The sequence below is a fragment of the Rubellimicrobium aerolatum genome (assembly GCF_017872975.1).
GTDB classification, from domain to species: Bacteria; Pseudomonadota; Alphaproteobacteria; order Rhodobacterales; family Rhodobacteraceae; genus Rubellimicrobium; species Rubellimicrobium aerolatum.
In genome coordinates this window covers 170,931-193,298 of sequence record NZ_JAGGJP010000004.1, presented here as the reverse complement: position 1 = coordinate 193,298, position 22,368 = coordinate 170,931, and the positions used below count along the sequence as shown (strand labels likewise).

Sequence of the window (22,368 nt, the reverse complement as noted above, 5' to 3'; positions counted from 1 at the left end):
GTCACCTATCTGCGCTAGGTTCCCGCCGAACGCAGGAGGCCCCAGGCATGGCGACACCCCGGCTCCATCTGGCCGAACTCGACCCCGTGTGGTCGCGCATCCGCCTGGAGGCGGAGGCCGCCATCGCCACCGAGCCGCTGCTCGGCGGCCTCGTGCATTCGAGCGTCCTGCACCACGCGAGCTTCGAGCGCGCGTTGGCTTACCGCATCGCGATGAAGCTGACCTCGCCCGAGATGTCGGGCCAGATCCTGCGCGAGATCGTGGACGCCGCGCTGTCCGGGGAGCCCGAGATCGCCCAGGCCGCCCGCGCCGACATCGTCGCCATCTGCGACCGCGACCCGGCCTGCCACACGTTCCTCCAGCCGATGCTCTACTTCAAGGGCTTCCAGGCGGTGCAGGCCTATCGCGTCGCGCACCACCTCTGGACGGCGGGCCGCCGCGACATGGCCTACTTCTTCCAGGCCCGAGTCTCCGAGGCCTTCGGCGTGGACATCCACCCGGCGGCGCGGATCGGCAAGGGAATCATGATCGACCACGCCCATTCCATCGTCATCGGCGAGACGGCGGTGGTGGGCGACAACGTGTCGATGCTCCACTCCGTCACGCTGGGCGGGACCGGCAAGACCGACGGCGACCGCCACCCCAAGATCGGCGACGGCGTCCTGATCGGGGCCGGCGCGCACGTCCTGGGCAACATCCGCATCGGCCCCTGCTCGCGCATCGCGGCCGGCAGCGTGGTTCTCCACGACGTGCCGCCCTGCAAGACGGTGGCGGGGGTGCCGGCGCGGATCGTCGGCGAGGCCGGCTGCGCCCAGCCCGCCATGGCCATGGACCATCGCGTGCCCGGCGAGTGACCTAGCCCCGCCCGCCGTTCGACCGGCAGGCGACCGGCTCGGCCCCTTGTGGTTCACGGCTCAGGCTCGCCGTGTCGGTGCCGAAGGCCACCCACTCGTAACCGCCGCCGATGTAGCGGGTGCCGTTGGCCGAGACGCTCTGGGCCAATCGCACGCTCTGCCTGTCGATGGACAGCAGGACCGAGCGGCTGGCGTTACTCATGATGCCGAACTTCCCTCGATTGTCGGAGTAGTTGGCCTGGACCACGGTCCCATCGGAGCAGAGATAGGTGATGAAGCCTTGGCGCGGCGGGATGGCAGCCCCGGCCACGTCGCGGGGGCTCGGCGGAGGCGGCGCGGTCGGGGCCGGGCCGGTCGTCATGTCCTCGCAGGCCGCCAGGAGCCCGAGGACCGCGAGCGGGATCAGGAGCCGTCGCATGGGTGTCATCCTTTCACGTCGAAGGGGCGCTGGCTTCACAGCTAGCGCCCCCCTGGCGGCGGTCATCCGGTGAGGACGCCCGGTCACGCCAGCATGGCGACCGGGTTCTCCAGGTTGTCCTTGATGGCTTGCAGGAGCTCGGCCCCCAGCGCGCCGTCGATGACTCGGTGGTCCACCGAGAGCGTCACGGACATGACCGTCGCCACCTCGATCTGGTCGTTCGCGCCGATCACCGGCTTCTTGACGCCCGCGCCGACGGCGAGGATCGCGCCGTGCGGCGGGTTGATGACAGCGTCGAAGTTGTCCACGCCGAACATCCCGAGGTTCGAGATCGCGAAGCTGCCGCCCTGGTATTCGTGAGGGGCGAGCTTCTTGGTCCGGGCGCGCGCGGCGAGGTCCTTCATCTCAAAGGAGAGCGCCGAGAGCGACTTGAGGTGCGCGTCTTTGAGGACCGGGGTGAAGAGGCCGCCCTCGATGGCGACGGCGACGGCCACGTCAGAGGGCTTGAGCTTCACGATCCGGTCGCCCGCCCAGATGGCGTTGGCGTCGGGCACCTGCTGGAGCGCGAGCGCGCAGGCCTTGATGATGAAGTCGTTGACCGACAGCTTGACCTTGCGGGCCTCCAGCGCGCCGTTGAGCTGGGTGCGGAAGGCGAGCAGCGCGTCGAGCCGGATGTCGCGGCGCAGATAGAAGTGCGGGATCGTCTGCTTGGCCTCAGTAAGGCGCGCGGCGATGGTCCTGCGCATCCCGTCGAGCTTGACCTCCTCGAACTCGCGGCCCTCGTACATCCGCAGGATGGCGTCGGCGGAAGGCGCGGACGCGGGCTTCGGCGCCTCGGCCTTCGGAGCAGGCTGGGTGGCGGCCGGTTGCGGAGCGGGAGCCGCCGCCTTCGGCGCGGGCTGCGCGGACACCACGTCAGCCTTCACGATCCGGCCGTTGGGGCCACTGCCCTTGAGGGCGGTGAGGTCGAGGCCCTTCTGCCCGGCGATGCGGCGGGCGAGGGGGGAGGCGAAGACGCGGCCGCCTTGCGGAGCCGAGGCGGTCGAGGGTGTCTCGGGCTTGGCGGCGGCGGCGTCGAGGACGCCGGCGGGGGCCTCGCCGGTCCGCTCGGGCACGGGGCCGAGGGAGTAGTCGGAGATCGCGCCGGAGGGGGCGGGCGAGTCCTTGGGCGGGGTTGCGCCGGCGTCGGCCTGGGTCGCCGGAGCGGATGCAGCGGCGTCCTCGCCCTCGGCGAGGAGGACGGCGATGGGCTGGTTGACCTTCACGCCCTCGGTGCCCTCGGGCACCAGGATCTTGCCGATCACGCCTTCATCGACGGCCTCGAACTCCATCGTGGCCTTGTCGGTCTCGATCTCGGCCATGACGTCGCCGGACTTCACCGCCTGGCCTTCCTTGACCAGCCAGCGCGCGAGCGTGCCTTCCTCCATGGTGGGGGACAGGGCGGGCATGAGGATCTGCGTGGGCATCTTGGGGCGTCCTCAGCGATAGGTGACGTGGCGAACGGCCTCGATCACCTCGGGCACGGTGACGAGCGCGAGCTTCTCGAGGTTGGCGGCGTAGGGCATCGGCACGTCCTTGCCCGTCAGCGAGATCACCGGCGCGTCGAGATGGTCGAAGGCCTGCTGCATGATCTGGCTGCCGATGTAGTTGCCCACCGAGCCCTGCGGCCAGCCCTCCTCGATGGTGACGCAGCGGTTGGTCTTCTTGACCGACTCGATGACGGTGGGAAGGTCCATCGGACGCAGCGAGCGGAGGTTGATGACCTCGGCGTCGATGCCGTCCTTCGCCAGCTCCTCGGCGGCCTGGAGCGCGTAGGTCATGCCGATGCCGAAGCTGACGAGGGTGACGTCGCTCCCCGCCCTCTCGATCTTGGCCTTGCCGAAGGGGATGGTGAACTCGTCCATCTCGGGCACCTCGAAGGAGCGGCCGTAGAGGATCTCGTTCTCCAGGAAGATCACCGGGTTCGGGTCGCGGATGGCGGTCTTCATCAGGCCCTTCGCGTCGGCGGCGGAGTAGGGCATCACGACCTTGAGGCCGGGGACCTGCATATACCAGGCGGCGTAGTCCTGGCTGTGCTGCGCGCCGACGCGGGCGGCCGCGCCGTTGGGGCCGCGGAAGACGATGGGGCAGCCCATCTGGCCGCCGGACATGTAGAGCGTCTTGGCGGCCGAGTTGATGAGGTGGTCGATCGCCTGCATGGCGAAGTTGAAGGTCATGAACTCGACGATGGGGCGCAGGCCTCCGAAGGCGGCACCCACGGCGATGCCGGCGAAGCCGTGCTCGGTGATGGGCGTGTCGATGACGCGCTTGGCCCCGAACTCGTCCAGCATCCCCTGGCTGATCTTGTAGGCGCCCTGATACTCGCCGACCTCCTCGCCCATGAGGAACACCGTCTCGTCGCGGCGCATCTCCTCGGACATGGCCTCGCGCAGCGCCTCGCGGACGGTCATGGTCCTGGTGGCCGTGCCCTCGGGGTAGTCGGGCGTCACCGGAGCCTTGGGCTCGGCGGGGATGGGGGCGGGCGTCGGGGTGGCGTCGCCGGCGGTGGCCTCGGTCTTGCCCTCGGGGCCGGCCAGGACGGCGGGCATCGGGGTGGTGTCGGCCTGGGCCGGGGCGGGCGCGGCGGAGGCGTCCTCGCCCTCGGCCAGCAGGACGGCGATGGGGGCGTTGACCTTCACGCCCTCGGTCCCTTCGGGCACGAGGATGCGGCCGAGCGTGCCTTCGTCCACGGCCTCGAACTCCATCGTGGCCTTGTCGGTCTCGATCTCGGCGAGGATGTCGCCGGATTTCACCGCGTCACCCTCCTTCTTGAGCCAGCGCGCGAGCGTGCCTTCCTCCATGGTCGGAGACAGGGCGGGCATCAGGATGTTCGTGGCCATGCGGTCTCCTTCGGTCGTTCATCTTGCCGCCGCGCCGGGCGTCCCCGCGAATCGGGTGCGCTCCTCGCGGCTCGTGTGGGTCTGTTCTACGCGGATGGGGTGAACAGGTGGTGTCAGCAACGGGCGTTGCGCGAACGGTTCCTTAACGAACCGTCCCGCGCGAAAGGCGAATCGGTCCCGGACAGGGGGCATCAGGCCACCACGTCGGTCCAGAGCTCGGCCACGTCGGGCTCCGGGCTCTCCTTGGCGAACTCGGCGGAGTCGTTGACGATCTCCTTGATCTCGCGGTCGATGGCCTTGAGCTCGTCCTCGGTGGCGTGGTTGCCGGTGAGGAGGAGGGCGCGGACATGCTCGATCGGGTCGCGCTCCTCCTTCATCTTCTGGACCTCCTCGCGGGTCCGATACTTGGCGGGGTCGGACATGGAGTGGCCCCGGTAACGGTAGGTCTTCACTTCGAGGATGTAGGGGCCCGCGCCGGAGCGGCAGTGGGCGACCGCCCGTTCGCCGGCGGCCTTGACGGCGAGGACGTCCATGCCGTCCACCTCCTCGCCGGAGATGCCGTAGGCCGCGCCGCGTTCCCAGTAGGTGCGGGACATGGTGGACCGCTTGACGGAGGTCCCCATGGCATACTGGTTGTTCTCGATCACGAAGACGACCGGCAGCGACCAGAGCTGGGCCATGTTGTAGCTCTCGTAGACCTGGCCCTGGTTGGCCGCGCCGTCGCCGAAGTAGGCGAAGGTCACGCGGCCGTTCCCGAGGTAGCGGTCGGCGAAGGCGAGGCCCGCCCCGATGGGCACCTGCGCCGCGACGATGCCGTGGCCGCCGTAGAAGTGCCGCTCCTTGCTGAACATGTGCATGGAGCCGCCCTTGCCGCGCGAGTAGCCCCCGGAGCGGCCCGTCAGCTCGGCCATGACGCCCCGTGCCTCCATGCCGCAGGCGAGCATGTGGCCGTGGTCGCGATAGGAGGTCACGCGCTTGTCGCCTTCCTCGGCGGCGGCCTCCAAGCCGACCACCACGGCCTCCTGACCGATGTAGAGGTGGCAGAAGCCGCCGATCAGGCCCATGCCGTAGAGCTGGCCCGCCTTCTCCTCGAAGCGGCGGATGAGCAGCATCTCGCGGTAGAACTTGAGGAGCTCGTCCTTGGAAACGTTGGGGATGGCGCCCGATTCGGGGGAGGGCGTCTCGGCCTGGGCGGCGGTGGCGGTGGCCATGGGGTCTCTCCTACCTCGACCTTGGTCGGTGTCAGGAGGACTTAGCGGAGCCTTCGGGGCTTGGCGAGGGCCGACCCACGCCGCAGCGCAGCGATGTTGGCGCTAACGGATTGGACTGCGGAATGGGGAGCCCCTGCCTTCGCCCCGCAGGGGGGAGGCAGGGGGGTCCGGGTCGTGCAAGGATCAGGTGAATGAAGGTGTTGGAACCAATGATCGTTCGGAAATGTCGTTCAAAATGCGCGGTCAGGATGGATCGTGTCCCTTGAACCGATTCAAGTAATATCCCTGTGGTTGTCCTTGCGTCAAGCGAAAAGTTGAATCGATCCAAGTTTCGGCATAGCACGGGGAGAACGAGGGAGGCGGAATCGCGCGGGATCAGGCTGAGGGACGTGGCGGCGGCGGCGGGGGTGTCGCAGGGGACGGCCTCGAACGTCTTCAACCGGCCGGAGGTGGTGCGCGAGGAGGTGCGGGAGCGGGTGCGCGAGGCGGCGCGCGTGCTGGGCTATGCGGGGCCGAGCCCGAAGGGGCGGCTGCTGCGGGCGGGCAAGGCCCATGCGATCGGCGTCGCGGCGGCGGAGCCCCTGGACTACTTCTTCGCCGACCCTTGGGCGCGGCGGCTGATGGCCGAGGTGGCGCGGGTCTGCGACGCGCGGGGGGCGGGGCTGGCGCTGGTGTCGGTGGCGGGGGGGCGGCAGGTTGCCTGGAGCATCGAGAGCGCGCTGGTGGATGGGTTCCTGCTGCGCTGCGGCGGGCGGGAGCTGCTGGTGGAGATCGCGCAGCGGCGCGGGCTGCCGTTCGTGGCGCTGTCGCTGGACACCGCCGAGCCGGACGTGCCGGCGGTGGACATCGACGACTTCGGCGGCGCGCGGGAGGCGGCGCGGCACGTGGCGGCGCTGGGGCACCGGCGGGTGGCGATCCTGGGGATCGGGCTGGGGGACATGGCCGGCCGGGTGACGCCGGAGGCGGTGCGGGCCACGCGATTCGTCAACGTGCGCGAGCGGGCGCGCGGCTTCCGGGCGGGGCTGGCGGAGGCGGGGCTGGCGGAGGACGCGGTGCCGGTCGTCGCCGTGGCCAACGACGGCGGCAACGTGGGCGAGGCGCTGGGGCCGCTGTTCGACGGGCTCGCGCCGCCGACCGCGCTGCTGGCCATGTCGGACCTCGTGGCGCTGGAGGCGCTGGGCTGGCTGCGGGCGCGGGGGCTGCGGGTGCCCGGCGACGTGTCGGTGGCGGGCTTCGACGGGGTGCCGGAGGGCGCGGAGTCGCGGCCGCCGTTGACCACGGTGGAGCAGCCCTTTGCCCGCATCGCCGAGCGGGCGGTCGCGGCGATCCTGGACGGTCCGTTGCCGGTGGGGCGGGAGGTGCTGCCGCTGACGCTGGTGGTCCGGGGGAGCACGGGGCCCGCGCCGGATGCCGGCGCCTAGGGCCCGCTCCTAACGGATGACGATCTCGTCGGGGCGGACGAGGCCCAGCACGTCGCGGGCCTGCTGGTCGAGGAGGTCGAGGTCGAGGTAGTCGTCGGAGAGGCGGCGCGTCAGGTTCTCCATCCGGGCGACCTCGTCGGAGAGGGTGGCGAGGCGGACCTTCAGCTCCAGCGCCTCGGCGTCCACCTCGGCGCGGCGGAAGACGCCGTAGTCGCCCTGGACGGCGGCGAAGACGAAGTAGAGCGCCGCGAGGATCAGGAGCCCGACCAGCGTCAGGTAGCCCAGCGGCGCGCGCGTGCTGCGGATCATGGATGTGCCCTCGTGCCCCTTGGCGCCTCTGGCGGGCGCCTGGGCGGGAGGGTGACACACGGTGACGCGGTGTCAAGCGCCGACCGTGGCGGATGGGATCGGCGTGGTCCCGGGGCCGCGCGGCGGCGGCCCCGGGGTGGCCGGTCAGGCCTTGTAGATGCCGACGAGCTGGTCGAGGAGCGCCACCGCCTCGGCGCGGGGGCGCTGGAAGACGTTGCGGCCGATGATCGAGCCGTTGCCGCCGCCGGCCTGGATGTCGCGGGCGTCCTGGATCACCGAGTCCCCGCCCTTGGCCGCGCCGCCCGAGAAGACCACGATCCGCCGCCCGCCCAGGCAGGCCTGCACGACGTGGCGCACGCGGGCGGCCTGGGTGGAGACATCGATCTTCTCGGAGTCGTAGACCTTCTTGGCCTCGGGCTGGCTCACGTGGTCGGTGGGGAGCTTGACCTTGATGATGTGCGCCCCGAGGAGGGCGGCGATGTGGGCCGCGTAGGCGGTCACGTCCACCGCCGTCTCGGCGTTCTTGTCGAGATCCTCGCCGCGCGGGTAGGACCAGATCACGGTCGCGACGCCCTTCTGGGCGGCTTCCTTGCGCATCTCGGCGATGTCCTCGAACATCTCCAGCGACAGGCTGCTGCCGGGATAGATGGTGAAGCCGATGGCCGAGCAGCCGAGGCGGAGCGCGTCGTCCACGGTGGCGGTGATGGCCTGGGTCTTGGCCGAGTCGGACGGCATCAGCGAGTTCGACGAGTTCACCTTGAGGATCAGGGGCACCTGCCCGGCGAAGGTGTCGGCCCCGGCCTCCAGCGGCCCCAGCGGCGCGGCGTAGGCCGAGAGGCCGGCGTCGAGCGCGAGCTGGTAGTGGTAGTGCGGGTCGTAGGCGTCGGGGTTGACGGCGAAGCTCCGCGCCGGGCCGTGCTCGAAGCCCTGGTCCACCGGCAGGATGACCATGCGGCCGGTCCCCGCGAGCCGGCCCTGCATCAGCATCCGGTAAAGGTTGGCCTTCACGCCGGGCGCCTCGCCTTCGTAGTTCCGCAGGATCGACTGGACGATGGGGGTGATGGTCATGGCGGGCCTCGTCTTTCTTGGCTCGGGAATGGGTGGGGAAGGGTTATGCCGCGACCGCGAGGGGGGCAAGCACTTGGCAGCGCTAACGGGGAGGGCGCGTCCTCGCCAGAGCGAAACGAACCCGCTAGGGTGCCGGCGCCTCCCGGATCACTCCGCATCCCTCGCCGGCCGACCTTTGCCCGCGAGCTGGCACCTATGACGCGTCGCGAAAGAAGGCCATGAAGTCATCCATCGTCGTTCCCACCTACAACAACCAGGATACACTGGAGGAAACCCTGCGTTCGGTCCTGCGGCAGGATCGTGACGATTGGGAGGTCATCGTCGTCAACGACGGCGGCCAGCCCCCGGCCGAGTTCCTGACCCTGTCCGACCCCCGGCTCCGGCTGGTCGAGGCCGGCGCGAACGCCGGCGTGTCGCACGCCCGGAACCTGGGCCTGTCCCTCGCCACGGGCGATCTGGTGCTGTTCCTCGACTCGGACGACATCCTGGGGCCGCACGTCCTGTCCTACGCGGTCGGCGTCCTCGCCGATCCGTCCATCGACATGCTGGGGGTCGAGTTCGCGAGCGTGCCCGACTCGGCCCTGCGGGAGGGCCGCGCGCCGGATCTGACCGCCACGCCCGGGCCGCCGAGGGAGGTCACCGCGACGGACTACTACGACTTCATCTCCTGCGCCTCGCGGTCCCTGTTCCTGCCCTCCTCGACCTTCTTCCGGCGCGCGGCCCTGTTGAGGGAGTTCGGCCCGAATCCCTGGGAGAACTACAAGGTGGCCGAGGACACGCTGCTGTTCATGCGCGCCTTCACGCGATTCAAGGTCATGCTGTCGGCGGCCCCGCCGCAGGTCATCTACCGGGTCCGGGCGGGGAGCCTGTCGCGCGACCTGATGCGGCTGGAGTGCATACGGATCGAGGTCATGGACGACCTGTCGGCCCGGCCGGCCACGACCCCCGCCGAGCGCGCCATGGTCCGCTGCGCGCGGGCGATGCGGCAGGGCTCGGCCCGCCGTTACGCCCGGCACCTGCTTCGGGAGCACCGGAAGGCCGAGGCGCGTCGCGTGCTTCGGGGCGACCTGACGCGCTCGTTCAACGGACGGTCGCTGGCGGCGCTGGCCATGCTGGAGCTGGGGCTCAAGAACGCCTACATCCGCGCGCAGGGGCTCCTGGGCCGGCGCCGCGCCCGGCGGCGGGGCTAGCCGAGCGCCGCGACGCCGGGCAGGTCCTTGCCTTCCATCCATTCGAGGAAGGCCCCGCCGGCGGAGGAGACGTAGGTGAAGCGGTCCGCCACGCCCGCGCCGTTCAGCGCGGCCACGGTGTCGCCGCCGCCCGCCACCGACACGAGGCCGCCCGCGTCCGTCAGGTCCGCCGCCTTGAGCGCGAGGGCGTGGGTGCCGGCGTCGAAGGGCTGGGTCTCGAAGGCGCCGACCGGGCCGTTCCAGATCAGCGTCCGGGCCTGCCGGAGCACGGTGTCCACGTAGCTCACGGTCTGGGGGCCCACGTCGAGGATCATCAGGTCGTCGGGGCAGTCGTGGGAGGAGACGAAGCTCTCGGCCGCGCCGGGGGCGAGTTCCCTGGCGACCACGAGGTCGCGGGGGAGGACGATCTCGCAGCCGGTCTCCTCGGCGCGGGCGAGGATGGCGCGGGCGGTGTCGGCGAGGTCGGGCTCGTGCAGGGAATGGCCGACGGGGTAGCCCTGGGCGTGGAGGAAGGTGTTGGCCATCGCGCCGCCGATGACGAGGTGATCGACCTTGGCGACGAGGTTGTTCAGGAGTTCGAGCTTGGTCGAGACCTTGGAGCCGCCGACGATGGCGACCACGGGACGCTCGGGGTTGCCGAGGGCGCGGTCGAGGGCCTGGAGCTCCTCGGCCATCAGGAGGCCGGCGCAGGAGGGCAGGAGGCGGGCGAGGCCTTCGGTCGAGGCGTGGGCGCGGTGCGCGGCCGAGAAGGCGTCGTTGCAGTAGACGTCGCCGAGCCGGGCCAGGGCGGCGGCGAAGGCGGGGTCGTTCTTCTCCTCCTCGGCGTGGAAGCGGGTGTTCTCCAGCAGCAGCACGTCGCCGTCCTTCATGGCGGCGACGGCGGATTCGGCCTCGGGGCCGGCGCAGTCGCTCGCGAAGGAGACCGGGCGGCCGAGCGCCTGCTCCAGCGCCGGGACGATCTGCCGGAGCGACATGGACGGCACGACCTTGCCCTTGGGCCGGTCGAAATGGGCGAGGAGGATAGGCTTGCCGCCCCTGGCCAGGATCGCCTGGACGGTCGGCACGATGCGGTCGATCCGCGTGGTGTCGGTGACCTGCCCGCCCTCCATCGGCACGTTGAGGTCCACGCGGGTCAGCACGCGCTTGCCCCGCAGGTCCATCCGTTCGAGCGATTGCCAAGCCATGCGCGCCTCCCTGCTGCTGCCGCGGCTAGAGGTGGCCTTTGGCGGCGGCGAGGTCAACGGCGGGATTGGCTTTGGCCGGGGGGGCCTCTAGATCACGCGCCAGACCCAGGGACAGGAGCGAGGGACCCATGGCCGAGATCAAGGACCCGGAGAACACCATCATCATCGACCTGAAGGACGGGCCGGTGGTGATCGAGCTTTTGGCGGACGTGGCGCCCAAGCACGCGGCCCGCATGAAGGAGCTGGCGCGCGCCGGCGCCTACGACAACGTGGCCTTCCACCGCGTCATCGACGGCTTCATGGCGCAGACCGGCGATGTCGAGCACGCCAACATGGAGAAGGACTACAATCCCCGCCGCGCCGGCACCGGCGGGTCGGACCTTCCGGATCTGCCGGCCGAGTTCTCGAAGCTCCCGCATGACCGGGGCACGCTGGGCGCGGCGCGGTCGTCGAACCCGAACAGCGCCAACAGCCAGTTCTTCATCAACTTCAAGGACAACAGCTTCCTGAACGGGCAGTACACGGTCTATGGCCGGGTCGTGTCGGGCATGGAGCACGTGGACCGGATCGCCAAGGGCGAGCCGCCGGCGAACCCCGACCGCATGATCCGGGTTCGCGTCGCCGCCGACGTGCAGGAATGAGGAGGGACGCCATGAGGACGTTGGCCATTCTTTGCGCGCTTGCCGGGACACCCGCCCTGGCGACGGGGCTGGAGATCGACGTGGCGGGCGAGGCGAACGGGACCATCCGCATCGACCTCTTCGAGGACGTGGCGCCGCAGCACGTGGCGCGGATCGTCGAGCTCGCCAACGGGGGGGCCTATGACGGCGTGGCCTTCCACCGGGTGATCGAGGGCTTCATGGCCCAGACCGGGGACGTGGAGTTCGGCAAGGAAGGGCAGGACGCCGCGCTGGCGGGCACCGGCGGGTCGGACCTGCCGGACCTGCCGGCCGAGTTCTCGGACCGGCCCTTCGCGCGGGGGGTGGTGGGAATGGCCCGCAGCTCGGACCCCGACAGCGCGAATTCGCAGTTCTTCATCATGTTCGCGGACGCCCCGCACCTGAACGGGCAATACACCGCCGTGGGCGAGGTGACGGAGGGCCTGGAGGTGCTGGACGCGATCAAGCGCGGCGACGGCGGCAACGGCGAGGTGAGCGGCGAGCCGGACCGCATGGTGGACGTGCGCGTGACGGAGTGACGGGGAGGGGGGCGCTGCCCCCCTCGGCGCGTCGCGCCTCACCCCCCGGGATATTTGGAGCCAAAGAAGGGCCGTGGGCGGTTTCAGGTGCCGCAGAACGTCCGCAGGACCTTTTCCTCCTCCTGCGGAGGCGCGCGCAGATGGTCGAAGCGCGGGTCGGGGTCGAAGGGATCGGCGAGGGCGGCCCGCAGCTCCTCCAGCGGCGCGAGGTCGCCCGCGACGGCGGCCTCGATCATCGCCTCGACGCGGTGGTTGCGCGGGATGACGGCGGGGTTCGCGCGGCGCATCGCGGTGGCGTCGGGGGACCTCGCCTCCCAATCCTTGCGCCAGGCCTGGAACTCGGGTTGCGCGGCGAGATCGGCGGGGACCTCCGTCCCTTCCGTGAGCGCGCGGAAGGTGATCGTGAAGTCGGCCCATGTCGCCGCCATCTGGTCGAGAAGGCGGGTGGCGAGCGGCTGGACTTCGGGGTCGTCGGGTGGCAGGCCCAGCTTGGCGGCGAAGCGGCGGATCCATTCGGCGGCATAGGTCGGGGCGAGGCCTTGCACGACCTCGGTCGCCTCGGGGATCGCGGCTTCGTTGCCCATCAGCGGCAGCAGCGCGGTGGCGAGCTGCGCGAGGTTCCAGGCCGCCACCTGCGGCTGCTGGCGGTAGGCGTAGCGGCCGTGCGAGTCGATGGACGAGAACACCGTGTCGGGATGGTAGGAGTCGAGGAAGGCGCAGGGGCCGTAGTCGATGGTCTCGCCGGACACCGCCATGTTGTCGGTGTTCATCACGCCGTGGATGAAGCCGAGCGCCATCCAGTGCGCGATCAGCCGCGCCTGTCGGTCCACCACGGCGCGCAGGAGACCCATCGCCCCGTCGGCGCCGGGGTAATGGCGCTGGAGGACGTGATCGGTCAGGGCGGCCAGCGCCTCCATGTCGTCGCGGGCGTAGAAATATTGGAAGGTGCCGACGCGGATGTGGGAGGCCGCGACGCGGGCGAGGACGGCGCCGGGATGGGCGCGCTCGCGCCGGATGGTCTCGCCGGTCGCGACGGCCGAGAGGGCGCGGGTGGTGGGGACGCCCATCGCGTGCATGGCCTCGGAGACCACGAACTCGCGCAGGACGGGGCCGACCCAGGCGCGCCCGTCGCCCATGCGGGAGAAGGGCGTGCGGCCCGCGCCCTTGAGCTGGATGTCGCGGCGCTGGCCGTGGCGGTCCACCACCTCGCCCAGCAGGATCGCGCGGCCGTCGCCGAGACGGGGGTTCCAGCCGCCGAACTGGTGGCCGGCATAGGCCTGGGCCAGGGGCTCGGCCCCCTCGGGCACGGCGTTGCCGGCGAGGGTGGCGACGCCCTCGGGGGTCGCCAGCGCGGTGGGGTCGAGGCCCAGCTCCTCGGCCAAGGGTGCGTTGAGCGCGAGGAGGCGGGGCTCGCGCACGGGGACCGGGGCCTGCCGGACGAAGAAGCGATCGGGCAGGCGGGCGTAGCTGTTGTCGAAGGGGATGTGCAGGGTCATGCGAGGGATGTAGGGGCGACCCCCGCCCGGGCCAAGCGCGCTAGAGCCGCGCCAGCCGCTCCGCCAGCAGGCGGAAGTAGCCCTCGGCGTCGATGTCGCGGATCCAGGTGGCGTTCGGGGGGCGGCGGCTGACGCCCCACCAGTCGGCGACCGTCATCCCGCGCGTGAGGTCGGACGCCGTCTCGATCTCCAGGTTGACGAGGCGGCCGCCGAAGAGTTCGGGGCGCAGGAGGTAGGCGATCACGCAGGGGTCGTGGAGCGGGCCGCCCTCGGAGCCGTATTTCTGCACGTCGAAGCGCTCGAAGAAGTCGAGCCAGCCGGCGACCACCTCGCCCAGGCGGGTGCCGAGCGCCCGGAAGCGTTCCACGCGGGCGCGGGTCGTGAGCGCCTTGTGGGTGCAGTCGAGCGGGATGTAGGTCACGGGACGGCCGGACTTGAGGACGATCTCGGCGGCCTCTGGGTCCACATGGATGTTGAACTCGGCGGCGGGGGTGATGTTGCCGCCCTCGAAGAAGCCACCGCCCATGAGGACGATCTCCTGCACGCGGGGCAGGATGTCGGGCGCGCGGAGGAAGGCGGTGGCGACGTTGGTCTGGGGCCCCAGGATGCAGAGCGTGACGGTGCCCGGGGCCTCGATCCGAAGGGTGTCGATCAGGAAGTCCACGGCGGGGCGCGGGTCCAGCGGCAGGGTGGGCTCGGGCAGCTCGGCGCCGTCAAGGCCGGTCTTGCCGTGGACGTGCTCGGCGGTCTCGAGCGCGCGGCGGAGGGGGCGGTCGCAGCCGGCCATGACCGGGACGGGGCGGCCCGACAGCTCCACGGCCTTGCGGGCGTTGAGCTGGGTGAGGGCGAGCGGCACGTTGCCGGCGACCGCCGTGACGCCCAGCACCTCCAGCTCGGGCGAGGCCAACGCGAGGAGGATCGCGATGGCGTCGTCCTGGCCCGGATCGGTGTCGATGATGATCTTGCGCGGCATTCCCGTCCCCCGGCTTGTTCTTGGCCGTTCGATCAAAGTTTCGCGGGGGAGGGAAGGGCGGGCGGGCGCGTCAGGCGCTCCGCGGGCCCCGGGACAGGGCGGCGACGCCGGTGCGGGCGATCTCCTGCAATCCGAGCGGGCGCATCAGGTCGGCGAAGGCGTCCACCTTCTCGGGCGTGCCGGTGATCTCGAAGACGAAGCTTTCCAACGTCGAATCGACCGCCTTGGCGCGGAAGATGTCGGCGAGGCGCAGCGCCTCGACCCGGTGATCGCCGGTGGCGACCACCTTGAGGAGCGCCAGCTCCCGCTCCACCGCCGGACCCTCGGCGGTGAGGTCGTGGACGGCGCGGACGGCGACGATGCGGCCGAGCTGCGCCTCGATCTGGTCGATGATCTGCGGGGTGCCGGCGGTGACGATGGTGATGCGCGACAGGTGCCCGGCGTGGTCGGTCTCGGCCACGGTGAGCGATTCGATGTTGTAGCCGCGCCCCGAGAAGAGGCCGATGACGCGGGCGAGCACGCCGGGCTCGTTGTCCACGATGACGGCGAGGGTGTGCCGCTCCACGGCGTCGCCGTAGGTGGAGCGGAGGTCGTAGGCCGAATGGCTCGTGGAGCCGGTCGCGATGTTGAGCGCCATGGTCCTGTTCCTTTTCCCGGCGCTCAGACGAGCACCGCGCCCCCGGCCTGGATCGCGCCCTCGGTCGAGGCCTCGCCGAGGAGCATCTCGTTGTGGGGCTTTCCGCTCGGGATCATCGGGAAGCAGTTCTCGTGCTTCTCCACGAGGCAGTCGAAGATGACCGGGCCGGGGTGGTTCAGCATCTCCATGATCGCGTCGTCGAGGTCGGCGGGGTCCTTGCAGAGGATGCCCTTGGCCCCGAACGCCTCGGCCAGCTTGACGAAGTCGGGCAGGGCCTCGCTCCAGGATTGCGAGTAGCGCTCGCCGTGGAGGAGCTGCTGCCACTGGCGGACCATGCCGAGGCGTTCGTTGTTCAGGATGAACTGCTTGACGGGGAGGCGGTATTGGACGGCCGTGCCCATCTCCTGCATGTTCATCAGCCAGGACGCCTCGCCGGCGACGTTGATGACGAGGGCGTCGGGGTGGGCGAGCTGGACGCCGATGGAGGCGGGGAAGCCGTAGCCCATGGTGCCCAGGCCCCCGGAGGTCATCCAGCGGTTCGGGTCCTCGAAGCCCAGGAACTGCGCGGCCCACATCTGGTGCTGGCCGACCTCGGTGCAGATGTAGCGGTCGTGGCCCTTGGTCAGCGCCTCCAGGCGTTCGAGGGCGTATTGCGGCTTGATGGTCGCCTTGGACGGCGTGTAGCCCAGGCACTTGCGCGCGCGCCACCCGGCGACCTGGCCCTGCCAGGCGGCCAGCCCGGCGGCGTTCACCTTGCGGCCGCGGGCCGTCCAAAGGTCGAGGATGGCGCGCAGCGCCTCGGCCACGTCGGCGACGACCGGGAAATCGACGCGGACGACCTTGTTGATCGAGGACGGGTCGATGTCGATGTGGACCTTGCGCGAGCCGGGCGAGAAGGCGTCGAGCCGGCCGGTGATGCGGTCGTCGAAGCGGGCGCCGACGTTCAGCATCAGGTCGCAGCCGTGCATCGCCATGTTGGCCTCGTAGAGGCCGTGCATCCCCAGCATCCCGAGCCATTGCGGGCCCGACGCCGGATAGGCGCCGAGGCCCATCAGCGTCGAGGTGATGGGGAAGCCGGTGGCGGCCACCAGCTCGCGCAGGAGGCGCGTGGCCTCGGGGCCGGAGTTGATGACGCCGCCGCCGGTGTAGAGGACCGGGCGCTCGGCGGTTTCCATGGCGGCGACGATGGCCTCGATCATGGCGGGGTCGGGCTGGCGCTTGGGCTGGTAGCGCGAGCGGTGCTCCTGGCGCGCGGCGTAGATGCCGGTGGCGAACTGCACGTCCTTGGGGATGTCGATGAGGACGGGGCCGGGGCGGCCCGAGCGGGCGACGTGGAAGGCCTCGTGCAGCGTGGCGGCGAGGCGGTCGGTGTCCTTCACCAGCCAGTTGGCCTTGGTGCAGGGGCGGGTGATGCCGATGGTGTCGGCCTCCTGGAAGGCGTCGGAGCCGATCATGAAGGTCGGGACCTGCCCCGTCAGGACGACGATGGGGATGGAGTCCATGAGCGCGTCGGTCAGGCCGGTGACGGCGTTGGTCGCGCCGGGGCCGGAGGTGACGAGGGCGACGCCGACGCGGCCGGTGGAGCGGGCGTAGCCTTCCGCCGCATGGACGGCGGCCTGCTCGTGGCGCACCAGGATGTGGCGGATGTCGTTCTGCTGGAAGATCTCGTCGTAGATGGGGAGCACGGCGCCGCCGGGATAGCCGAAGACGGTATCCACGCCCTGATCCTTGAGCGCCTGGATCACCATCCGGGCGCCGGTCATCTCTCGGGACATCTGGGTCGTGCCGTCCATCGTCATCGCTCCTTTCAACATGAAAACGCCCCCGGGAGAGGTTCCTCGGGGGCGCATGGGGACCGGAATGGGTCTGCCGTCACCGGCCCATGCGCCTCGTCCCCAAAGATACCGCGAGAGGGTTTATCATGCGTTCCACCACCGAACGCTCGGGCTTATGATCGCGCAACACCCCCACGTCAACCCGAATCGGGTGAGAAAGTGTCGCAGGGGAGGGGTGTCGCGCAACTTTGTTGCTGAAGTGGCGGCGGGAAGCTGTCCGGGACGGCGGAATGGCCCGGGATGCGTCGCATTGTCCGGAAATAATCCTCGCGCCGGACGATTCGCTGCGATGGCCTACCGCGCGCCCGGCGTCAGGGCCTTGGCGGCGCGGACGGGCGGAGCGGCGTCGCCGGCCTCCTTGTCCTGGCGCTCGATCTCGTCGTCCAGCTCCGCCCCCATCAGGACGATGTAGGCGGTGAGCCACAACCAGGTGAGCAGGACGATGACGCCGCCCAGCGTGCCGAAGGTCTCGTTGTAGGCGCCGAAGTTCTGGACGTAGACGGCGAACAGCAGCGAGCCCAGGAGCCAGAGCCCGCAGGCGATCCCCGCGCCGAGCGTGATCCAGTGCCAGGGGACGGGGCCGCGGTCGGGGCCGTAGCGGTAAAGGACCGCGAGGCCCAGCGCGAGGACGCCCAGCACCAGGGGCCAGCGCAGGATCGCCACCAGCGTCTGCGTGAAGCCGCCGAACTGGAGGAAGGCCAGCGCGACCGGCAGGAGCGCGAGGAGCGCGACGATGAGGAGGAAGCCGACGATCAGCCCGACCGTCAGCGCCAGCGCGGTCAGGTAGTAGCGGACGAGGCCGCGCGTTTCCTCGACCTCGAAGGCGACGTTGAGGCCCTCCATCAGCGAAGTGACGCCCTTGGAGGCGGAGTAGAGCGCCACCGCGATCCCGAACAGGGCGGCGAGGCCGAGGCCACCCTGTTCGGACCCCGCGACCGAGACGGCCTGGTCGATGACGATCTGCGCGGCGTCCTGGGGCAGGAAGCGCGACAGGCCTTCGAGCTGGGTGACGACGGTGCTGGGGTCCATGACCAGGCCGGCGATGGCCATTCCGGCGACGATGCCGGGAAAGATGGCGAGGAGGCCGTAGAAGGCCACGCCCGCCGCGATCAGGCCCACGTGGTCCTCGGTCATCTCCTTGTAGAGGTTGACGAGGAGCCGCCACCAGCCGCGCCCGCCCTTGGGGGCCGATCCCGTTCCGGGCGCGTCGGCGGCGGGGGCATCGGACATGGTGGCTCTCCTCGGGCGGTCGGACAGGTGTTCGCGGGTGCAACGAACGGGCGGCCCGGCTGTTCCGCCCGGCGCGGCGGACCCCGGCGCGGGCCGGCGTTTCCCGAGGTCTGACCTTGCGTTACGCCCGAAGGCGGCGCTTGCCGGAGGGAAGCGAGCCGTTAAGCTGCGGACGCATAATCGCCCGCGAGGCACGCGGGTCCCACAGGGAGGTCTGGACTTGGATCGTCGTTCGTTCTTGACGAAGGCGGGGGTGGGGGCGGCGGCCGCCGCCGGACTCGCCGCGCCGGCCGTGGCGCAGAGCACGCCGCAGGTGCGCTGGCGGCTCACCTCGTCGTTCCCCAACTCGCTCGATACCATCTATGGCGGGGCGCCGACGCTGGCCCGCTACCTGTCCGAGGCCACCGACGGCAACTTCGAGCTTCAGGTCTTCGCGGCCGGGGAGCTGGTGCCGGGCCTTCAGGCCGCCGACGCGGTGATGGAGGGGACCGTCGAGGCCTGCCACACGGTCAGCTACTACTACTGGGGCAAGGACCCGGCCTGGGCGGTCCCGGCGGCGATCCCGTTCTCGCTCAACGCGCGGGGGATCAACGCCTGGCACTACCATGGCGGCGGCATCGACCTCGCCAACCAGTTCTTCGCCAAGCAGGGCCTTTATGCGCTGCCGGGCGGCAACACCGGCGTCCAGATGGCCGGCTGGTTCCGCAACGAGATCACCACGGCGGCCGACCTCCAGGGCCTCAAGATGCGGGTCGGGGGCTTCGCGGGCTCGATCATGGAGCGGCTCGGCGTCGTGCCGCAGCAGATCGCCGGGGGGGAGATCTACTCGGCGCTGGAGACGGGGACCATCGACGCCGCCGAATGGGTCGGCCCCTACGACGACGAGAAGCTGGGCTTCGTGCAGGTCGCGCCCTACTACTACTATCCCGGCTGGCACGAGGGCGGGCCGACCGTCCACTTCATGTTCAACCTGGAGCAATACGAGGCGCTGCCCGCCAACTACAAGGCGCTGCTGCACACGGCGGCGCGGGCGGCGGACGCCGACATGCTCCAGAAATACGACTGGCTGAACACGACCTCGGTCCGCAACCTCGTGGCGGCGGGGGCGCAGCTTCGCCCGTTCTCGCCCGAGATCATGGAGGCGCTGTTCACCGCCTCGAACGAGGTCTACGCGGAGCTGGACGGGACCAACCCGGAGTTCAAGGCGCTCTGGGATTCGGTCAAGGCGTTCCGGGGCAACTGGTACACCTGGTTGCAGGTGGCCGAGTACAACTACGACACGTTCATGATGCAGAAGGCGAACGCCGGGCAGCTTTGATCGCTGACGCCACGACGACCCTGAACCCCGGAGCCGGTGCTCCGGGGTTTTTCGTTGTCTCGCGGGTCGCTCTCAGGGCGAGCCGAAGCTCGGCTGGCCGACGGCGGGCGGGGCGGCGGGCGCGGGGGGCTGGAGGCCCGGCGGGGTGCCGAGGCCGGGCGCGGGCGCGCCGGGCTGCGCCGGGGTGCCGAAGTTCGGCTGGCCCAGCGCGTTGCCGGTTCCGCCCTGGCCCGGAAGCTCGATCCGCACGGTCGAGGGGTCCACCTGCGGGCCGCGGTCCAGCATCCCCGTCACCAGCCCCGGCCAGAAGATCACGATGGCGACCAGCAGGAGCTGGAGCCCCAGCCAGGGGATCGCGCCGAGGTAGATCTGCTTGGTCGGCAGCGACCTGGGCGCGATGGAGCGCAGGTAGAACAGCGCGAAGCCGAAGGGCGGGTGCATGAAGCTGGTCTGCAGGTTGATGCAGATGAGCACCCCGAACCAGATCAGGTCGATGCCCAGGTCCTCGGCCACCGGGACGAGGAGGGGGATGACGATGAAGGCGATCTCGAAGAAGTCGAGGAAGAAGGCCAGGAAGAAGATGAAGATGTTGACGAAGATCAGGAAGCCGAGCTGGCCGCCGGGCAGGTGGGAGAGCAGGAACTTGATCCATTCGCCGCCGTCCATCCCCTGGAAGACCAGCGTGAAGATCGACGAGCCGATGAGGATGAAGACCACCATGGCGGTGAGGGTGGCGGTGGTGGTCATCGCCTCGCTGATCAGGGGCCAGGTGAGGCGGCGGTTGAGGGCGGCCAGCACCATCGCCCCGACGACGCCGAGCGCGCCGGATTCGGTCGGCGTGGCGAGGCCCATGAAGATCGTGCCCAGCACCAGGAAGATCAGCACCAGCGAGGGCACGATCCCCCATATGACCTTGAGGATCAGCCGGAGGCTCGCCTCGCCGCGCACCTCGGGCGGGAGCGGCGGCATGGAGCGGGGGCGCAGGAGCGACATCACGAGGATGAAGCCCATGAAGATCAGCACCTGCGCGATGGAGGGGCCGAAGGCGCCGAGATACATGTCGCCCACGGGCCGGCCGAGCTGGTCGGCGAGGACCACCAGCACGAGGCTGGGCGGGATGACTTGCGTGATGGTGCCCGAGGCGGCGATGACGCCGGTCGCGAGGCGCTCGTTGTAGCCGTAGCGCAGCATGATGGGGAGCGCGATGACGCCCATGGTGATGACCGAGGCGGCGACCGTCCCCGTCACCGCGCCGAGGATCGCGCCCACCAGGATCACCGCGTAGGCGAGGCCGCCGGGGATGCGGCCGAAGAGCTTGCCCATGCCCTCCAGCATGTCCTCGGCCAGCCCGCAGCGTTCGAGGATCGCGCCCATGAAGGTGAAGAACGGGATCGCGAGGAGGAGGTCGTTGGCCAGGATGTTCGCGCCGCCGATCCGGTGCGGCATGGCCTGGAGGAAGGCCGGGTCGAAGTGGCCGGTCACGATGCCGATGGCGCCGAACAGCAGCCCCACCGCGCCGAGCGAGAAGGCGACGGGGAAGCCGTAGAGCATGAAGGCGACCATGCTCGCGAACATCAGGGGGGGCAGCGGCCCGTATTCGAACATCGGTGCGGGCCCTTACTGCTCGGGTTTGGAGTAGGAGGTGTCGAGGGCCACGAGGCCGCGCAGCGCGGCCAGCCTCTTGACCAGCTCGGACAGGCCCTGGAGCGCCAGGAGGCCGAAGCCCAGGGGGAGCAGCATCTTGAAGGGCCAGCGGATCAGGCCGCCGGCCGAGGTCGAGCCCTCGCCGGTCACGAAGGAGCGCCAGGCCACCGGCCAGGACAGCCAGGCGAGGACCAGCGTGAAGGGGAGGAGGAACAGCAGGATGCCGAACACGTCCACCCAGAGCCGCCTGCGCTCGCTCAGGTTGGAATAGATCAGGTCCACGCGCACGTGCTCGTTGCGGCGCAGCGTCTCGGCGGCGCCGAGGAGGACGATGGCGCCGAAGAGATACCACTGGATCTCCAGCCAGGCGTTGGAACTGGTGTCGAAGGCGTAGCGGATGAAGGCGTTGCCCGCGCTGATGAGCGCGGCGGCCAGCACCAGGAATGCCGCGAGGCGTCCCAGGGCGGTGTTGAGCCGGTCGATGCCCCTCGACAGGCCGAGAAGTGCGCGCATGGACCCCCTCCGTCGGGCCACGGGCGTCATGGCCCGCTTGCCGGCCTTGGTCTTACGGAACGGCAGGGTCCGTCAACCACGCCGAAGGGCGGTGCCGCAAGGTTACGGGCGGCGCGGGCCTTTCAGCCCCGGGTGGGGCGGGCGTCGGGGAGGTGGATGCGGGCCACCTGCTCGGCGATGGGATCGACGGAAAGGGGGTGCGTGTCCACCGAGTAGCCTGCCGGGTCGCCGATGGGCGTCCACTGGCCGCGCTTGTAGACCTCGATCGCGCCGAAGCGGGCCTTGTAGCCCATCTTCTCGCTCCCCGGCACCCAGTAGCCCAGGTAGACATAGGGCAGGCCCAGCTCGCGCGCGATCTGCACGTGGTCGAGGATCAGGTAGGTGCCGAGGCTGTCCTTGGGCCGGTCGGGGTCGAAGAAGGAGTAGACCATGCTCAGGCCGTCATCGAGCAGGTCCGTCAGCGACACCGCGCGCAGGTCGCCATCCGGGGCGTGGTATTCGATGAGGCGGGAGCGGACGGGCGTTTCCTCCACCATGGCCGCGAACTCGAAGATGTCCATGTCGGCCATGCCGCCTTCGGCGTGGCGCCCGTCGAGGTAGCGGCGGAACAGGGCGAACTGCTCCTCGGTGGCCCAGGGAGAGGAGGCACGGCGGCGCAGGGGCGCGTTGCGGCGCAGGACGCGCGACTGGCTGCGCGAGGGCTCGAAGTCGGCGACGCGGATGCGGGCCGAGTAGCAGGCCTGGCAGTCGGCGCAGGAGGGACGGTAAAGCACGTTCTGCGAGCGTCGGAAGCCCTGGCGGGACAGGGCGTCGTTCAGCTTCTCGGCCTGGTCGCCCTGGAGGGCGGTGAACAGCTTCCGCTCCATCCGCCCGGGCAGGTAGGGGCAGGGCTGCGGGGCCGTGACGTAGAACTGCGGGGCAAGCGGAAGAGTATGGCGCATCGGTCCAGCGGTTGGGGGTCTGGCGAGGGCGTGGCGTAACCTAGGTTAG

At 70.4% G+C, this 22,368-nt stretch carries 21 protein-coding genes; 6 read left to right on the top strand and 15 right to left on the bottom strand.

All coding sequences use genetic code 11. The features are described from left to right. Positions 1-47: 47 nt before the first annotated feature. On the top strand, positions 48-854 hold the full coding sequence (gene cysE / locus J2Z33_RS06665) for a serine O-acetyltransferase (protein WP_209839160.1): 807 nt from the start codon (positions 48-50) through the stop codon (positions 852-854). 1 nt (position 855) lies between these two features. On the opposite strand, the gene J2Z33_RS06660 is transcribed toward cysE, so the two are convergent. The 4 genes from J2Z33_RS06660 to pdhA form a co-directional block, all read right to left on the bottom strand. After that, on the bottom strand, positions 856-1,272 hold the full coding sequence (locus J2Z33_RS06660) for an MliC family protein (RefSeq protein ID WP_209839158.1): 417 nt from the start codon (positions 1,270-1,272) through the stop codon (positions 856-858). Positions 1,273-1,355: 83 nt separating this feature from the next. Beyond that, a complete protein-coding gene (locus J2Z33_RS06655; RefSeq protein ID WP_209839156.1) occupies positions 1,356-2,738 on the bottom strand; it encodes a pyruvate dehydrogenase complex dihydrolipoamide acetyltransferase in 1,383 nt (460 codons plus the stop codon). A gap of 12 nt (positions 2,739-2,750) precedes the next feature. Next, a complete protein-coding gene (locus J2Z33_RS06650; protein WP_209839154.1) occupies positions 2,751-4,151 on the bottom strand; it encodes a pyruvate dehydrogenase complex E1 component subunit beta in 1,401 nt (466 codons plus the stop codon). 191 nt (positions 4,152-4,342) lie between these two features. Next, a complete protein-coding gene (gene pdhA / locus J2Z33_RS06645) occupies positions 4,343-5,362 on the bottom strand; it encodes a pyruvate dehydrogenase (acetyl-transferring) E1 component subunit alpha (RefSeq protein ID WP_209839152.1) in 1,020 nt (339 codons plus the stop codon). Positions 5,363-5,751: 389 nt separating this feature from the next. Here pdhA and J2Z33_RS06640 point away from each other — a divergent pair, with 389 nt between their 5' ends. Then, entirely contained in the window at positions 5,752-6,783 is a 1,032-nt protein-coding gene (locus tag J2Z33_RS06640; RefSeq protein ID WP_209839150.1) for a substrate-binding domain-containing protein, read from the top strand. Positions 6,784-6,792: 9 nt separating this feature from the next. Here the strand turns inward: J2Z33_RS06640 and J2Z33_RS06635 are convergent, their stop codons facing one another. Both J2Z33_RS06635 and J2Z33_RS06630 read right to left on the bottom strand, forming a co-directional pair. Next, positions 6,793-7,092 carry an FtsB family cell division protein gene (locus J2Z33_RS06635; RefSeq protein WP_209839148.1) on the bottom strand — a complete coding sequence of 100 codons (300 nt, stop codon included), beginning with the start codon at positions 7,090-7,092 and terminating at the stop codon, positions 6,793-6,795. Between the two features lie 144 nt (positions 7,093-7,236). Continuing rightward, on the bottom strand, positions 7,237-8,160 hold the full coding sequence (locus tag J2Z33_RS06630) for a class I fructose-bisphosphate aldolase (RefSeq protein ID WP_209839145.1): 924 nt from the start codon (positions 8,158-8,160) through the stop codon (positions 7,237-7,239). A gap of 218 nt (positions 8,161-8,378) precedes the next feature. Here J2Z33_RS06630 and J2Z33_RS06625 point away from each other — a divergent pair, with 218 nt between their 5' ends. Continuing rightward, the gene (locus tag J2Z33_RS06625; protein WP_209839143.1) at positions 8,379-9,350 is read left to right on the top strand and encodes a glycosyltransferase family 2 protein; all 972 of its coding nucleotides are present in this window, start codon (positions 8,379-8,381) and stop codon (positions 9,348-9,350) included. Here J2Z33_RS06625 and J2Z33_RS06620 read toward each other — a convergent pair. Further along, positions 9,347-10,534 carry a phosphoglycerate kinase gene (locus J2Z33_RS06620; protein WP_209839141.1) on the bottom strand — a complete coding sequence of 396 codons (1,188 nt, stop codon included), beginning with the start codon at positions 10,532-10,534 and terminating at the stop codon, positions 9,347-9,349. The two genes, J2Z33_RS06625 and J2Z33_RS06620, sit on opposite strands and share 4 nt — an antisense overlap. A 128-nt stretch (positions 10,535-10,662) precedes the next feature. On the opposite strand from J2Z33_RS06620, the gene J2Z33_RS06615 reads away from it, so the two are divergent. Together J2Z33_RS06615 and J2Z33_RS06610 are read left to right on the top strand one after the other, a co-directional pair. Continuing rightward, on the top strand, positions 10,663-11,175 hold the full coding sequence (locus J2Z33_RS06615; protein ID WP_209839139.1) for a peptidylprolyl isomerase: 513 nt from the start codon (positions 10,663-10,665) through the stop codon (positions 11,173-11,175). An 11-nt stretch (positions 11,176-11,186) separates the two neighbouring features. Continuing rightward, positions 11,187-11,732 (top strand): peptidylprolyl isomerase, encoded by a 546-nt coding sequence (locus tag J2Z33_RS06610; RefSeq protein ID WP_209839137.1) that lies wholly within the window; start codon positions 11,187-11,189, stop codon positions 11,730-11,732. An 83-nt stretch (positions 11,733-11,815) separates the two neighbouring features. On the opposite strand, the gene J2Z33_RS06605 is transcribed toward J2Z33_RS06610, so the two are convergent. The 5 genes from J2Z33_RS06605 to J2Z33_RS06585 all read right to left on the bottom strand — a co-directional run bounded on the left by J2Z33_RS06605 (position 11,816) and on the right by J2Z33_RS06585 (position 17,903). Next, on the bottom strand, positions 11,816-13,228 hold the full coding sequence (locus tag J2Z33_RS06605; RefSeq protein ID WP_209839136.1) for a protein adenylyltransferase SelO: 1,413 nt from the start codon (positions 13,226-13,228) through the stop codon (positions 11,816-11,818). A 40-nt stretch (positions 13,229-13,268) separates the two neighbouring features. Next, the gene (locus J2Z33_RS06600; protein ID WP_209839134.1) at positions 13,269-14,201 is read right to left on the bottom strand and encodes a nucleoside hydrolase; all 933 of its coding nucleotides are present in this window, start codon (positions 14,199-14,201) and stop codon (positions 13,269-13,271) included. Between the two features lie 70 nt (positions 14,202-14,271). Then, positions 14,272-14,838 (bottom strand): acetolactate synthase small subunit, encoded by a 567-nt coding sequence (ilvN, locus tag J2Z33_RS06595; RefSeq protein WP_209839132.1) that lies wholly within the window; start codon positions 14,836-14,838, stop codon positions 14,272-14,274. Positions 14,839-14,861: 23 nt separating this feature from the next. After that, entirely contained in the window at positions 14,862-16,613 is a 1,752-nt protein-coding gene (locus J2Z33_RS06590; protein WP_209839347.1) for an acetolactate synthase 3 large subunit, read from the bottom strand. A gap of 354 nt (positions 16,614-16,967) precedes the next feature. Next, complete coding sequence (locus J2Z33_RS06585) at positions 16,968-17,903, bottom strand: YihY/virulence factor BrkB family protein (protein WP_209839130.1); 936 nt, start codon at positions 17,901-17,903, stop codon at positions 16,968-16,970. A 220-nt stretch (positions 17,904-18,123) separates the two neighbouring features. Between J2Z33_RS06585 and J2Z33_RS06580 the strand changes: the two genes are divergently transcribed. Then, complete coding sequence (locus J2Z33_RS06580; protein WP_209839128.1) at positions 18,124-19,221, top strand: TRAP transporter substrate-binding protein; 1,098 nt, start codon at positions 18,124-18,126, stop codon at positions 19,219-19,221. A 72-nt stretch (positions 19,222-19,293) separates the two neighbouring features. Here the strand turns inward: J2Z33_RS06580 and J2Z33_RS06575 are convergent, their stop codons facing one another. The 3 genes from J2Z33_RS06575 to J2Z33_RS06565 form a co-directional block, all read right to left on the bottom strand. Further along, positions 19,294-20,826 carry a TRAP transporter large permease gene (locus J2Z33_RS06575; protein ID WP_209839126.1) on the bottom strand — a complete coding sequence of 511 codons (1,533 nt, stop codon included), beginning with the start codon at positions 20,824-20,826 and terminating at the stop codon, positions 19,294-19,296. Positions 20,827-20,838: 12 nt separating this feature from the next. Continuing rightward, positions 20,839-21,378: a TRAP transporter small permease subunit gene (locus J2Z33_RS06570; protein ID WP_209839124.1), complete on the bottom strand. Its 540-nt coding sequence runs from the start codon at positions 21,376-21,378 to the stop codon at positions 20,839-20,841. A gap of 122 nt (positions 21,379-21,500) precedes the next feature. Further along, positions 21,501-22,319 (bottom strand): arginyltransferase, encoded by an 819-nt coding sequence (locus J2Z33_RS06565; protein WP_209839122.1) that lies wholly within the window; start codon positions 22,317-22,319, stop codon positions 21,501-21,503. Positions 22,320-22,368: the final 49 nt, after the last annotated feature.

Coding starts and splice junctions, on each gene's coding strand:
- cysE (WP_209839160.1), top strand. CDS start 48: ATGGCGACACCCCGGCTCCATCTGGCCGAACTCGACCCCGTGTGGTCG.
- J2Z33_RS06660 (WP_209839158.1), bottom strand. CDS start 1,272: ATGCGACGGCTCCTGATCCCGCTCGCGGTCCTCGGGCTCCTGGCGGCC.
- J2Z33_RS06655 (WP_209839156.1), bottom strand. CDS start 2,738: ATGCCCACGCAGATCCTCATGCCCGCCCTGTCCCCCACCATGGAGGAA.
- J2Z33_RS06650 (WP_209839154.1), bottom strand. CDS start 4,151: ATGGCCACGAACATCCTGATGCCCGCCCTGTCTCCGACCATGGAGGAA.
- pdhA (WP_209839152.1), bottom strand. CDS start 5,362: ATGGCCACCGCCACCGCCGCCCAGGCCGAGACGCCCTCCCCCGAATCG.
- J2Z33_RS06635 (WP_209839148.1), bottom strand. CDS start 7,092: ATGATCCGCAGCACGCGCGCGCCGCTGGGCTACCTGACGCTGGTCGGG.
- J2Z33_RS06630 (WP_209839145.1), bottom strand. CDS start 8,160: ATGACCATCACCCCCATCGTCCAGTCGATCCTGCGGAACTACGAAGGC.
- J2Z33_RS06625 (WP_209839143.1), top strand. CDS start 8,379: ATGAAGTCATCCATCGTCGTTCCCACCTACAACAACCAGGATACACTG.
- J2Z33_RS06620 (WP_209839141.1), bottom strand. CDS start 10,534: ATGGCTTGGCAATCGCTCGAACGGATGGACCTGCGGGGCAAGCGCGTG.
- J2Z33_RS06615 (WP_209839139.1), top strand. CDS start 10,663: ATGGCCGAGATCAAGGACCCGGAGAACACCATCATCATCGACCTGAAG.
- J2Z33_RS06610 (WP_209839137.1), top strand. CDS start 11,187: ATGAGGACGTTGGCCATTCTTTGCGCGCTTGCCGGGACACCCGCCCTG.
- J2Z33_RS06605 (WP_209839136.1), bottom strand. CDS start 13,228: ATGACCCTGCACATCCCCTTCGACAACAGCTACGCCCGCCTGCCCGAT.
- J2Z33_RS06600 (WP_209839134.1), bottom strand. CDS start 14,201: ATGCCGCGCAAGATCATCATCGACACCGATCCGGGCCAGGACGACGCC.
- ilvN (WP_209839132.1), bottom strand. CDS start 14,838: ATGGCGCTCAACATCGCGACCGGCTCCACGAGCCATTCGGCCTACGAC.
- J2Z33_RS06590 (WP_209839347.1), bottom strand. CDS start 16,613: ATGTCCCGAGAGATGACCGGCGCCCGGATGGTGATCCAGGCGCTCAAG.
- J2Z33_RS06585 (WP_209839130.1), bottom strand. CDS start 17,903: ATGTCCGATGCCCCCGCCGCCGACGCGCCCGGAACGGGATCGGCCCCC.
- J2Z33_RS06575 (WP_209839126.1), bottom strand. CDS start 20,826: ATGTTCGAATACGGGCCGCTGCCCCCCCTGATGTTCGCGAGCATGGTC.
- J2Z33_RS06570 (WP_209839124.1), bottom strand. CDS start 21,378: ATGCGCGCACTTCTCGGCCTGTCGAGGGGCATCGACCGGCTCAACACC.
- J2Z33_RS06565 (WP_209839122.1), bottom strand. CDS start 22,319: ATGCGCCATACTCTTCCGCTTGCCCCGCAGTTCTACGTCACGGCCCCG.